10 protein-coding genes and 1 tRNA gene are annotated in these 11,734 nt (G+C 62.3%); 9 read left to right on the top strand and 2 right to left on the bottom strand.

The window, feature by feature from the left end; genetic code table 11:
* Positions 1-343 precede the first annotated feature (343 nt).
* Entirely contained in the window at positions 344-2,053 is a 1,710-nt protein-coding gene (locus ABEL04_RS11980; protein ID WP_375802628.1) for an amidase, read from the top strand.
* A gap of 9 nt (positions 2,054-2,062) precedes the next feature.
* Here ABEL04_RS11980 and ABEL04_RS11975 read toward each other — a convergent pair whose 3' ends face one another.
* A complete protein-coding gene (locus ABEL04_RS11975) occupies positions 2,063-3,781 on the bottom strand; it encodes a hypothetical protein (protein WP_375802627.1) in 1,719 nt (572 codons plus the stop codon).
* Positions 3,782-3,825: 44 nt separating this feature from the next.
* Entirely contained in the window at positions 3,826-4,542 is a 717-nt protein-coding gene (locus tag ABEL04_RS11970) for a hypothetical protein (protein ID WP_375802626.1), read from the bottom strand.
* Between the two features lie 313 nt (positions 4,543-4,855).
* Here ABEL04_RS11970 and ABEL04_RS11965 point away from each other — a divergent pair, with 313 nt between their 5' ends.
* From ABEL04_RS11965 to ABEL04_RS11930, 8 genes are all read left to right on the top strand, one after another.
* Positions 4,856-5,827 (top strand): cobalamin-binding protein, encoded by a 972-nt coding sequence (locus ABEL04_RS11965; protein ID WP_375802625.1) that lies wholly within the window; start codon positions 4,856-4,858, stop codon positions 5,825-5,827.
* 131 nt (positions 5,828-5,958) lie between these two features.
* Complete coding sequence (queA, locus tag ABEL04_RS11960; protein WP_375802624.1) at positions 5,959-7,005, top strand: tRNA preQ1(34) S-adenosylmethionine ribosyltransferase-isomerase QueA; 1,047 nt, start codon at positions 5,959-5,961, stop codon at positions 7,003-7,005.
* Positions 7,006-7,067: 62 nt separating this feature from the next.
* Positions 7,068-7,820, top strand: coding sequence for a 2-C-methyl-D-erythritol 4-phosphate cytidylyltransferase (ispD, locus tag ABEL04_RS11955; RefSeq protein ID WP_375802623.1), 753 nt, complete (start codon positions 7,068-7,070; stop codon positions 7,818-7,820).
* 42 nt (positions 7,821-7,862) lie between these two features.
* Positions 7,863-8,336 (top strand): 2-C-methyl-D-erythritol 2,4-cyclodiphosphate synthase, encoded by a 474-nt coding sequence (gene ispF / locus ABEL04_RS11950; protein WP_375802622.1) that lies wholly within the window; start codon positions 7,863-7,865, stop codon positions 8,334-8,336.
* A gap of 46 nt (positions 8,337-8,382) precedes the next feature.
* On the top strand, positions 8,383-9,060 hold the full coding sequence (locus tag ABEL04_RS11945; RefSeq protein WP_375802621.1) for a DedA family protein: 678 nt from the start codon (positions 8,383-8,385) through the stop codon (positions 9,058-9,060).
* Positions 9,061-9,121: 61 nt separating this feature from the next.
* Positions 9,122-9,194 (top strand) — tRNA-Thr (locus ABEL04_RS11940).
* A 268-nt stretch (positions 9,195-9,462) separates the two neighbouring features.
* Positions 9,463-10,368 carry a hypothetical protein gene (locus ABEL04_RS11935; RefSeq protein WP_375802620.1) on the top strand — a complete coding sequence of 302 codons (906 nt, stop codon included), beginning with the start codon at positions 9,463-9,465 and terminating at the stop codon, positions 10,366-10,368.
* 350 nt (positions 10,369-10,718) lie between these two features.
* Positions 10,719-11,522: a hypothetical protein gene (locus ABEL04_RS11930; RefSeq protein ID WP_375802619.1), complete on the top strand. Its 804-nt coding sequence runs from the start codon at positions 10,719-10,721 to the stop codon at positions 11,520-11,522.
* The last annotated feature ends 212 nt before the right edge of the window (positions 11,523-11,734 follow it).

Below are 11,734 nucleotides of genomic sequence, written 5' to 3'. Positions count from 1 at the left end.
AGGAGCAGTTTTCCTGAAACCTAACCGCCTTCTGCTTAAGATGCGATCGCCCTGCCCTTCTCGTCGAGCCGATGGAGGTTGTGGAAGCTATTCTCTATCCTGTAGTAGGTCCGATGTCTTTCGTCGGGCCGCGCTCGCGCTCACGAGAACCTCTATCAGTCCCTACTGCCGACCCGTGGTCACCATCCAACGTGTGGCCGAGCCGTCCGATTTCCTGATCGTGCGAGCTGAAGACCGATCTGGAATGGTAAAATAGGGGCGCTCCCTGCGATCCAATCTGCACGCCCCCGCGTCCGCCGGGGACTTCTCCTGTCCTTCGCTCTGTAAGACCCACCTGTGCTCCATGTCTATCGATCGACGACAATTTGTTCAGGCCTGTGCTAGCCTCGGGGTCACTGGCCTTTTTCCCGGTGCGCTCTACGCCCAGGTTGATGAGGACGACGAGCAAACCATCACGACCGACCACATTGCCGCCGCCGAGACCATTGCCGGGCTCTCGTTTACTACTGAGGAGCGGAAACTCATGGCCGAGAACCTCAACGAACAGCTTGGCCAATACGAGGCCATGCGGAAGCAGGAGATTCCGAACTCACGGGCCCCCGCCGTGACGTTCGACCCGCGCCGGGGTGGGGCTAAGATTCCGGAGATCCCCCCGTCCGAGGATGGAGCAGACGTACCCGTTCCCCCGGTCGACCGACCCGCCTCCGCCGAGGACCTGGCCTTCGCCTCCATTCCCGAGCTTGCACACCTGCTCCGGTCCCGGCAGGTCACCAGTGTTGAACTTACCGAGCTGGCCCTCGAGCGCCTGCGACGGCACAACGACAAGTTGAAGGCCGTCATCACCTACACGGAGGACCGCGCACTAAAGGCGGCCCGCCGGGCCGACGAAGAACTCGACGCAGGGGAGTGGCGCGGGCCGCTCCACGGCGTTCCGTACGGGGCAAAAGACCTGCTGGCCGTGGAGGGGTACAAGACAACGTGGGGGGCCGAGCCCTACAAAAGTCAGCGGATTGACGACACCGCCGCGGTTGTCGAGACGCTCGACGAGGCCGGGGCCGTCCTCGTTGCGAAGCTCACGCTCGGGGCGCTTGCGTGGGGCGACGTATGGTACGGCGGCACGACCAAAAACCCCTGGAATCTTGATGAGGGCTCCAGCGGGTCCTCCGCAGGGCCGGCCGCAGCGGTTTCCGCTGGATGTGTGCCCTTCGCCATCGGATCCGAAACGCTCGGGTCCATCGTGTCGCCCTCCACGCGATGCGGCGTCACCGGGCACCGGCCCACCTTCGGCGCGGTGAGCCGGCACGGGGCCATGGCTCTCTCGTGGACCATGGACAAGCTGGGCCCCATCGCCCGCTCCGCGCTCGACTGCGCCCTCGTGTTCGACGCCATCCGTGGGGCCGACAAGCGAGACCCCTCCACCGTGGACATGCCCTTTCCGTTCGACCCGGATCGACCCGCCGAGTCGCTTCGCGTGGGCTACCTGAAGACGGCGTTCGAGGGCGACTACGACAACAAGGAGGCCGACCAGAGGACCCTCGATGTGATTCGGGACCTAGGCGTGCGCCTGGAGCCCGTCGAGCTCCCCTCGGACCTGCCCGTCGGGGCGCTACTCTCCACCCTCGACGTCGAGGCGGCCAGCGCCTTCGACGAACTCACGCGTACCGGCGGCATCGACGAGATGGTCCGTCAGGGTGAAGACACTTGGCCCAACGTTTTCCGGTCCGCCCGCTTCGTCCCGGCCGTCGAGCACGTGCAGATGAGCCGCCTCCGGGTCGACCTCATGGAACAGACGCACGCCGTCATGGACGACCTCGACGTGCTCGTAAGTCCCAGCTTCCAAGGCGGAACGCTCGGCATCACGAATTTGACCGGACACCCCTGCGTATGCATCCCCAACGCCCTGCGGCCGGTGGAGGAAGGCCCCGACGTTCGACGCGAGCCGGGTAGCATCAGCCTCCTCGCCCCGCTGTACCAGGACGACAAGGCCCTCACGCTCGCCCACGCCGTGCAGCAGGAAACCGACATCCACACCCGTCGGCCTCCCATTCGGTGACGCCGGAGGTTACTTGCACTCCTTGCGGAGCCGCTCGTCTGTCACCGTTATTTCGCCCCCGTCCTCGGCGGGCATCGTAACCGTTCGGCTCGACGACTGCCCCCCGTAGGTGCCGACGAACTTGTACTCGGTATCCGGGAGAACATTGGGCATAGACACCACGGCGTTCTTCAGCGTCTTCGGCTTATCCTTCGTTACATTGATCGTGATGTTGTCTTTCGGAATGGTCTTGAACGGCTTGTTGCTTCCACTCGGGCGGTAGGACACAGTGTATCCGTCCAGCGGCGGGGTGAGCGGAATCTTTTTCCCCTTCGGACAGTCGGGGAGAACTCGAATCGTAGCGTCGATGCGTTCCGACGATGGTTTCGGAAGCGTGACGACGGTCCCTGAGCGCTTGGTGGCGTTCGTTCCCGAACACAGATTGACCCTCGTGGTAACTTCCTGCCCATCGGGGGCGGTGACGGTGAGCGTCACGTCGCCGAGCCTGGGAATGTCCCCTCCGAGCAGGGACGACGCGGACACGGTGAAGACGGAGTTCGGATCGGGGATCGATACGTTTGCGTCCAGCGAGAACCCGCCTTCCGCGATGCGGAGGCCCACCGATCCCTCGTGTCCGTTCGGACCAATCTGAATGGAGCTTTTCGGGGTACACGTGTTCGTCTCCGACGGGTCCACGCCCATCACAGCGAAAAGGGCACCGCCGACCTTTCCGGGATCAACGGTGGCCGTGCCTTCTGCGGACTGGACGATGACCGTGCCGCCGACGAGCTGGAGAGTCGTCGTGCCTTGCTGTTTCGGGGACCCGGCCTGCGCACTGCTCGATGCATCGAGGGCGTACGTCTGTGAGGCACCAGTGGCAGGGTTCACCAGCGTAACGGTTGGAGTCCCATCGCCTCCCTTCACGGAGGGCAAGTCCGCAGTGATCGTAGTGGTGTCTGATCCGGACACGCCAAACTGCCGGGCCACACGCCCATTGTCGTCTTGCACCTGGAAGCGGAGGGCTCCCCGAATCCGTCGACGCTGTCCCTCCTCGTCCGTCCGGGCCCCGGTTGGGAGCAGCTCTTGGGCGTCGGCGGAGTTGCCAAACGCTGACAAATCGACCGTGATGTTTCCCTGAAGGGGGGTTCCCGAAGCGGTCTGCAGGGCCGTTCCGGCGGGAATCGACGCCGTGGCCTCGGCACTGGAGCCGCCGGACGCCTTCGCCGTCTCGGCGGTAACCGCACTGCTCGTTTTTCCCTCCCCGCTCATGCTGCCCGTCTTCCGGGCCCCAGACCGACCGGAAACGGTCCGCTCCGGATTGCTCGGCATGAGCTGAAGGACCTGCCGTTTGGAGCCCTCCTGGACGATGCGGAGGGGAGCGGAGGTCGTGCGGTAGCCGTCTGCCTGCGCGTGAAGGGTGATCTGCACGGGCCGTGCGGAGGAGGGGATTCGGGTGGAATCGATTCCGAAACTCGCAAACCCGCTGCCGATGATCAGCTCCGAAAGGGGATCGCTGTACACGTCGATGACCTCCGGTGCATCCGGCCCGTCGAAGGCCACCTGGACGTCCCGTGAGACGGGGTTCCCGGTGGATCCGTTTAGCACCTGCAGGTTCACCACCGTGGTGAGTGGAGGAACCTCCACGAGTACCTGAAACTGATCGACCGCGTCATTGGCTGCGTTGAAATCACAGCTCGTGGCAAACAGTGCAAGAAGGACGGCGAGAAACGAAGCAACAGTACGAAACACGGTGTGTGGGGCTTGTCAGAGAGAGCGCGGACGGAGAAAAAGTGCTACAGCTGGTACGACAGACCGACGGCAAGGTGGGGCAGGACCCGGAAGCTCTTGAAGCCCTGCTCCAGGACGGCTTCGTTACGCTCGGTTGGCTTGATCAGCCCCTCGCCGTCGAACGAAAAATTCGGGGAGCCGGTGTAGTAAGCCCCAAGTTCGACCATAAATCCCCACTGCCCATTCAGAGCGTCCCCGAAGCCGATTCCGGCGTACGGGCTGATCGGAGAGTAGGACGCCTCGACGTTCATCTCTCCCACCTTCTCGACGGTGAACGTCTTGTTTTCGTTGAGCTTGTAGGGGGATGTCGGGTAGATGCGGGCATCAGTCCCCGTCACGTTGTAGAGGGCCCCCGCCGACACGTAGAAGGCGGAGAACGAAGACGTGAAGGGATGCCAATTGAGACGCGCTTCCGGTCCACCCACTCGAATGTCGGCGTTGACGCGGGCGTCGACTTCGTTATCGTCAAGGGGTCGCTCTATCCCTCGCGCCAAGTAGGCCCCCCGGATCTGGATTCGCAGAGCCTCGGTCGCTCGCATGTGAACCCCGATGCCGGGGCCCATGGTAGAGGCCTGTACGGAGAGCGCAACGCCGCTTCGCTGCTGGGCGTGTGTCTCCTTCGGGGCAGGGAGAACCCCGACTGCCAGGGCAAGGAGGAGGGCCGTAAACGTACGGACCGAGGGAACGGAGGGGGCGGGCGCACTCGCGAACGGCGTGTGCATCGGGGAATGCGTGGCTGTCGTGAGAAGTGAATGTGGGTGACCTCAGAGCGGAAGCACCGCTCCTCTTGCGCCTCCGCCACTGGCCCAGACTTCACCGGGCGCTCCCGCGTGGCCTCGCGGACCACGGACCGCTGTGGCGCGAGGGCGCGGAGAACGTAACGGAGGAAGAAGCGTTACGGAAGATTGAGAAACGTAATGCTGGCGGCGCGTGTACCGGCGAATCTGTGGGTGAAACGCTACACCCATATGCAGGCCGCAATTTTCTTGCCACACTGCATGTCGGTCTCGCTTCCTCTAATCTTCCCCCTCGCCCATGCGCATTGCCTCGCTCCTGCCGGCAGCCACGGAGTGGATCTGTGCCTTCGGGGGAGCCGACGCTCTCGTTGCCCGGTCGCACGAGTGCGACTACCCTGAGAGCATTCAGGACGTCCCGGTGGTCACGGAGGCGACCTACGAGTCCAGAGACGACTCCGCCGCCATTGACGCGGCGGTTCAAGAGCAGCTCCAGGACGGGCTCAGCCTGTACGAAGTGGACCTTAAGCAGCTTCGGGCCCTCGATCCAGATCTCGTCGTGACCCAGGATCAGTGCGAGGTGTGTGCGGTGAGCCTTCCAGAACTGGAGAAGGCGCTTGGGGACTGGGCGCAGGAGGGCATGGAGATCGTGTCGATGCGGCCGCAGACCCTGAAGGAGGTGCTCGACGAGGCCCTTCGTCTCGCCCGCCACATGGATCGTCTCGAGGCCGGGATGGAGGTGATTAGCAACCTGGAAACGGGGCTTCGGGTGCTTCGGAATCAGATCGGGGTCGATCGTTCCACCAATCCGCAGTCGCTCCCGTCTGTCGTCTGCATCGAGTGGCTCGACCCCCTGATGGCCGCTGGGCACTGGATGCCCGACGTGGTCGAAATGGCTGGGGGCCGGGCGCTCCTGGGGGCGGAGGGGGAGCCTACACGGCCCGTGTCGTGGGGCGACGTCCGCGAGGCCGACCCGGATTTTCTGGTGCTCGCGCCCTGCGGCTTCACGGTCGAAGAAACCCGCCGGGACCTGCACTACCTGACGGAACGAGAGGGCTGGGCAGACCTCTCCGCGGTCCAGAACCAACAGGTGGCCCTGCTCAATGGAAGCGCCTATTTCAACCGCCCCGGCCCGCGCCTCTACCGGGCCATCGAGATTCTGGCGTCCGTACTCCATCTCGACGCGTTCCGCCCAGAGCCCGCCGTGGCCGAGTGGGAGCGGCAGTGGTTCCACCAGACTGAGCGGTCGCCCGCCCAGCGGGCTCGATCGTAGGGATCATCTTGCTTGAGGCGAGAGTTTGAGAGGGTTGGCGTGCGTTCCAAACTCGCCACCAGATCGTGCTGCTTTGGGGCCCGCCGCTCGTCTCCATTCTTCACCATCATGCGTCCGACTGACGACCGTACATGAAACGTTCGGAGTTCAGCTACGACTACCCCGAAGAGCTCGTCGCCGAATACCCGGCCGACCCCCGCGATTCCTGCCGGCTCATGGTCGTTAATCGGGAGTCGCATTCCATCGACCACGATACGTTCGACGCCCTTCCCGGTTACTTCAAGGACGGGGACGTGCTGGTGGTCAACGACACGAAGGTCTATCCGGCCCGTCTGTACGGGGAGAAAAAGAAGACTGGGGCCGACATTGAGGTCTTCCTCCTCCGGGAGCTCAACCCGGAGAGTCGGCTCTGGGACGTAGTGGTCGACCCTGCCCGCAAAATTCGCATCGGGAACAAGCTCTACTTCGACGACGAGCTGTCCGCAGAGGTGATCGACAACACGACGTCTCGGGGGCGAACAATCCGCTTTTCGTTCGACGACGTCAACGAGGCCCTGTACGAAAAGATACGGGAGCTCGGCGAGACCCCCTTGCCCCCCTACATCGACCGCGAAGTGGAGGACGAAGACCGGGAGCGGTACCAGACCGTGTTTGCCAAGCACCGCGGAGCCGTCGCCGCCCCGAACGCTGGGATGCACTTCACCGAGGCCCTCATCGATCGGCTCCAGGAAAAAGGGGTAGAGATCGTCCCAATCACCCTGCACATTGGACGGGGGAAGTCTGAGCCCGTGGGGGTCGAGGATCTCACGAAGCACCGCACGGACTCTGAGGAGTACGACATTCCGGAGGAGACAGCCCGGGTCGTCAACCGCGCCCTAAAGTCCGACGAGAATACCGTGACTGCCTGTGGTACCACCGCGGTGCGCGCGCTCGAGTCGAGCCTTTCGGCCGATCACACCTTGAAGGCGGGTCATGGGTGGACCGATCTCTTTGTGTACCCGGACCACGAGTTCAAAATTGCAGAACGGATGATTACCAACTTCCACCGTCCCGAGAGCACGTTGCTCATGATGGCGGCCGCATTTGCCGGGTACGACTTTCTCTTCGAGGCGTACGAGGAGGCGTTCGAGGAGGAATATCGTCTTTTCGCATTCGGCGACGCGATGCTGATTGAGTAGCCGCACCGCCCGCAGCCGGGAACGACCCGGCCCTCGCAGTCCTCTCCCGATCCTCCCCCAGCATGGATGATCCTGAGAGCACGCCTGACCCGAACAGTGTCGCCGTCCTGGTTCCAGCGGCGGGCGAGGGGCGCCGACTGGGGGGCACGCGCAAACAATTCCGGATGCTCGGCGACCGCCCTCTTCTCGTGCAGGTGCTTCTCCTGTTCGAGCAGCACCCCTCGGTCGGGCACCTCGTGGTGGCGGTGCCGAAGGATCAGGTGCAGGCCGCGAGCGATCGGCTCCGGGCCGAGGGCCTGAGCACACTGACTGCCGTCGTGAGCGGGGGCGAGCATCGCCAGGCGTCCGTCCGCCACGCCCTTCGGGCCGTCCCGGACCCTGTTGAGACGGTGCTGGTCCACGACGCGGCCCGACCCTTCGTATCGGCCACTCAGATTGAGGCTGTCGTGCAGGCTGTGCGAACCAAGGGCGCCGCGGCACTGGCGGTTCCAGTGGCCGATACGCTCCGGCGCGGCAACAACGGCCTCCTCGGAGACACGGTGTCTCGGGAAAATCTGTATCGGATGCAGACCCCTCAGTGCTTCCGCCGGTCGTGGCTTGAGGAGGCGCACCGCAGGGCCACTGCGGACGGCGTTGTTGCTACCGACGACGTAGAGCTTGTCCAGCGGATGGGGCGTGCGGTACAACTGGTCTCAGGGGCCCGTCGCAACTTCAAGATCACCACGCCCGCAGATTGGAAGTTGGCCCAGCAGTTGTGGGAGCCGTGGGTCGACGATTTCGAGCGTACCAACGTCTCAGGCACCGACTCTGCCTAGCCCCATCGCTGATTTTCCCGTGCTTGTCTATCCCATGCCCTGATGCGCATTGGCTTCGGGTACGATGTCCACCGCTTCACCGAAGGACGGCCCCTCATTCTGGGCGGCGTCGAAATTCCCCACGAAACGGGCCTGGCAGGCCACTCGGACGCCGACGTATTGCTCCATGCCGTGGCCGACGCCCTGCTGGGGGCCGCCGCCCTTGGCGACCTTGGAGGTCACTTTCCGGATACCGCGGCGGAGTGGGAGGGGGCCGACAGCCAAGTCCTTCTGCAACAGGTTGGGGACACTGTTCGGGGCGAGGGGTATACGCCGCACAATGTCGACGCGACGGTGCTTCTAGAGCGCCCCAAGCTGCGTCCGTATATCGAGTCCATGCGGGCGAACATTGCGGATGCACTGGACCTCGGCCTGGGTCGTGTCTCAGTGAAGGCGACGACGACAGAAGGACTTGGGCTGGTCGGGCGGGAAGAAGGGACCGCTGCGCAGGCGGTCTGCACGATACGGTCTTTGTAGCAATCGTACCTCGACCCTCCTGTACGCTCGAGGATACTCTTGTAGCATGCCAGACTGGTTCTCTCACTTTTTTATCTGGATGCAGGGCCTGTCGCCGGTGTGGGCGTACCTGACGCTGTTCGTCGTGGCGTACGGAGAGAACGTGGTGCCCCCTATCCCAGGCGACATGGTCGTTGTGTTCGCCGGGTACATGGCCGGGATCGGCCAACTACACCTTAGTGCGGTCGTTGCACTCTCCACCACGGGCGGTGCTGCAGGGTTTATGACCATGTACGCTGCGGGATACAAGCTCGGGGAAGCTGTCCTCGACCCTGACCGACTTCGGTGGATGCCACGACAAGGATTTGACCGAGCCCAGCGCTGGATCCGAACGTACGGATACGGGGTAATTGCAGCCAACCGGTTTCTGAGTGGGGCCCGGTCGGTGATTTCACTTACGGCTGGCATGTTTCAGATGGAGCCGGGCCGTACTGCATGGTGGTGCACCGCTAGTGCGCTGGTCTGGACAGGACTCATTAGCTACGCGGGATATGCGGTCGGCGAGAACTGGTCTCTCGTGGTGCAGTATCTTCGAGCGTACGGACGCATCGTCCTCGTTCTATTGCTGCTGATTGCCGCAGGACTGCTCTTCCGGTGGTACTGGCATCGAGAGGAAAGCCCCTCTCCCCAGCAGGCCGGCACGGACGGGACAAGGTCGGAAGGAAAGGGCACACATGACAGTTGAAAATGAACGAGCAGCTGAACATTTGCGGTCTCCGGTCGTGGATACGTTCCTGTGTCAACTCGCTGACGTAGCTCAACTGGTAGAGCAGCTCACTTGTAATGAGCAGGTTGGCGGTTCGAGTCCGCCCGTCAGCTCTCTGAGCCCCCTCTCAGTGTCTCTGAGAGGGGGCTTGCGCTATCAAAGCGCCATCGCTGCCGGGCCAGATTCTCCGCGAGATCGATCGTGCGGATGCCCCAACGGCCCGTTCGTGGGACGACTCTGTGACGGCACCGATTTCGCGTCGAGTGTTCCGGCACAACCCCGGTATTCAGTCAGTTAGTGGCACACTGTTTGCTTAATCTCCGCAGTGGGCATTTGGAGCGCCGTTTTCGACACTGCCTTCCTTACAGATTGAAATTTACCATGGCACTTGCCGATCGAATCGCAACGATAAGTTCGAGGGCCAAGGAGCAGCTTCCCGTCCTGAACACGAAAGAGCGGACGAAAAACGCCCTTCTTCTTCCGTTTCTCGAATCGCTTGGATACGACATATTCAATGTCCTGGAGGTAGAACCGGAGTTCACGGTCAAGATCGATCCGGACAGGGAGGAGAAAATCGACTATGCCATCCACAGGGACGAAACTCCGGTTATGATTTTTGAGTGCGCGGAGGCGGGTACTGACCTCGATGGCTACGACTCTGAGGCCTTCTTTCGGCGCTTTCGCGCGACCGAGGCGAAAATTGGTGCACTGACAGACGGCATTAACTACCGGTTTTTTGCGGACCTAGGAGAACGGACGCTTGCGGACTCGAGCCCCCTCATGGAGTTCGATCTTCTCGATCACGGACCAGAAGATATCCGGGGACTCCGGCAGCTGAGGAAGTCCACTTTCGATGTCGACACGGTCCTCTCGGCGGCCTGCGAGATCCGATACCGGGCCCCTCTTTCTGCGTACCTCGACCGCCAGTTCAGAGCGCCCGACGAAGATTTCGTCCGGTTCTTGACGCAGCAGGTCTACGAGGGAGAGGCCCCCGACTGGGTGCAGGAGCGGTTCAAGTCGATCGTGCGCAAGGCACTGCAAGACTTTGCGCAGGGGCTCTCCACGCAAGAACCGAGCGACCGCCAATCCGACTCGACGGAGGAGAATGAAGACTCGGAGCCGAACGTGCGGGAGGAACCGGAGTCGAACGCGCAGGAGAAACTGGAATCAAATGTGCAGGAGGATGAGGCGCTCCCCGGCGAGGAAGAAGGAGAGGAGGGAGCCGAGGAGGAGCCATTCGAGAAAAACCTTGCCGAGAGAGTGGTCAAGGACTTTATAAATGACTGAGCCCAGCCCGAGTGCGCGCGCCGGGGGTCGAAACCTTGGGCAGACCGGTTGAGAACTACATCGGGAAAGCAAAACGCAGGCGCTACTCTGATCAGCGAACCCAGTGGTTTCGCTCTCGGTGGCACGCCGAATTAATGACTATGAAGGGCATCCGAAGCTCCGGAAGTCCTCTGGTGCGACCCCGATCTCGAAAGTAATTCCGGGAAGGAATCTCGGTCCGGGTAAGAACGTCACTAAAGAGTTGGGATTCCTCCTCAGTTCTGGCTAAAACCTGTGGCGTCTTTGTGGCATCTTTCTTGCGAAAAGTATTTTCCCGTGCCTGCCTCTAAATCTAGACGCCACACTCTACCATGAGTTTTTCCGACGAGATCGCTGGTTTCCAGTCAAGCGCCAAAGAACAACTTCATGCCCTGAATACCCAGGAGAAGACCCAAAATGCGCTCCTTTTCCCGTTTCTCGAGATTCTCGGTTACGAGGTGTTCGACGTTCGGGAGGTAGAGCCGGGGTTCACCATCGACACTGAAGATGGGAACGCAGAACAGGCAGATTACGCGATCAAGAGGGACGGGGCCCCAGTCATGCTCTTCCACTGCGAAGAGGCAGGCACGGGCCTCGGCAGTTGCGACCCGGATTCGCTTCATCGGCCCCTTCGGGCCTCGGACGCGCAAGTCGGCGTGCTCACGAATGGCATCGTCTACCGGTTCTTTGTAGATTTGGGGGAGGGAAACACGGTCGACAAGCAACCCTTCCTCGAGTTCAATCTCCTGAACCACGGCTCCGATGAGGTTCAGGAGCTGGAACGGATGAAAAAGTCCTCACTCGACCCTGAGGACCTTGTTTCGACTGTGCGCAACCGGAAGTACGAACGGTTGCTGTACGACTACCTCCAGCAGCAATGGAGCACCCCCGGCGAAGAGTTCGTTCGGTTCCTAGCTGAGAAAATTCACGACGGTCAGCCCACTGAGGACGTGCTGGGGCGGATCCAGCCGATCGTCCGAACGGCGATACAACGGTACGGGCAGGAGGCCGTGGAAGGCCCGCCGACGCGGGCAAGGCAGGCAGAGGATGGATCCTCCGCGGAGGCGCAGCGCGACGGGCACGACGAGGAGGGCTCCGACGAACACCCCACCAAGAAGATCCTCGAAAACTTTTAGGGAGAGGAGATAAGCCAGCACGAAGCAGAACCGACCCGGAGCACATCTGTCGTCTCCTCGCAATTCCAGGAGTCCCCAAGTGCTTCGACCACGTAAGGTCGCGCCGGCGCACATGCCCCGCAGTCGGGAACTGGTCGTCTCCGTAGTGGTGGGGCGTTCGGCAGATCGTGGACGCCCACGGGAATCCCAATCTCACGACTCTCGATCCAGTG

The organism is Salinibacter sp. (genome assembly GCF_042218895.1).
In the GTDB taxonomy this organism is placed as follows: Bacteria; Bacteroidota; Rhodothermia; order Rhodothermales; family Salinibacteraceae; genus Salinibacter.
The sequence above is the reverse complement of the archived record's forward strand: the minus strand, read 5'-3'. Positions and strand labels throughout refer to the sequence as shown.

What these genes read in the sequence shown, in the direction of transcription:
- ABEL04_RS11945 (WP_375802621.1), top strand. Translation starts at nt 8,383, where the DNA reads ATGCCAGACTGGTTCTCTCACTTTTTTATCTGGATGCAGGGCCTGTCG.
- ABEL04_RS11935 (WP_375802620.1), top strand. Translation starts at nt 9,463, where the DNA reads ATGGCACTTGCCGATCGAATCGCAACGATAAGTTCGAGGGCCAAGGAG.
- ispF (WP_375802622.1), top strand. Translation starts at nt 7,863, where the DNA reads ATGCGCATTGGCTTCGGGTACGATGTCCACCGCTTCACCGAAGGACGG.
- ABEL04_RS11980 (WP_375802628.1), top strand. Translation starts at nt 344, where the DNA reads ATGTCTATCGATCGACGACAATTTGTTCAGGCCTGTGCTAGCCTCGGG.
- ispD (WP_375802623.1), top strand. Translation starts at nt 7,068, where the DNA reads ATGGATGATCCTGAGAGCACGCCTGACCCGAACAGTGTCGCCGTCCTG.
- ABEL04_RS11965 (WP_375802625.1), top strand. Translation starts at nt 4,856, where the DNA reads ATGCGCATTGCCTCGCTCCTGCCGGCAGCCACGGAGTGGATCTGTGCC.
- ABEL04_RS11930 (WP_375802619.1), top strand. Translation starts at nt 10,719, where the DNA reads ATGAGTTTTTCCGACGAGATCGCTGGTTTCCAGTCAAGCGCCAAAGAA.
- queA (WP_375802624.1), top strand. Translation starts at nt 5,959, where the DNA reads ATGAAACGTTCGGAGTTCAGCTACGACTACCCCGAAGAGCTCGTCGCC.
- ABEL04_RS11970 (WP_375802626.1), bottom strand. Translation starts at nt 4,542, where the DNA reads ATGCACACGCCGTTCGCGAGTGCGCCCGCCCCCTCCGTTCCCTCGGTC.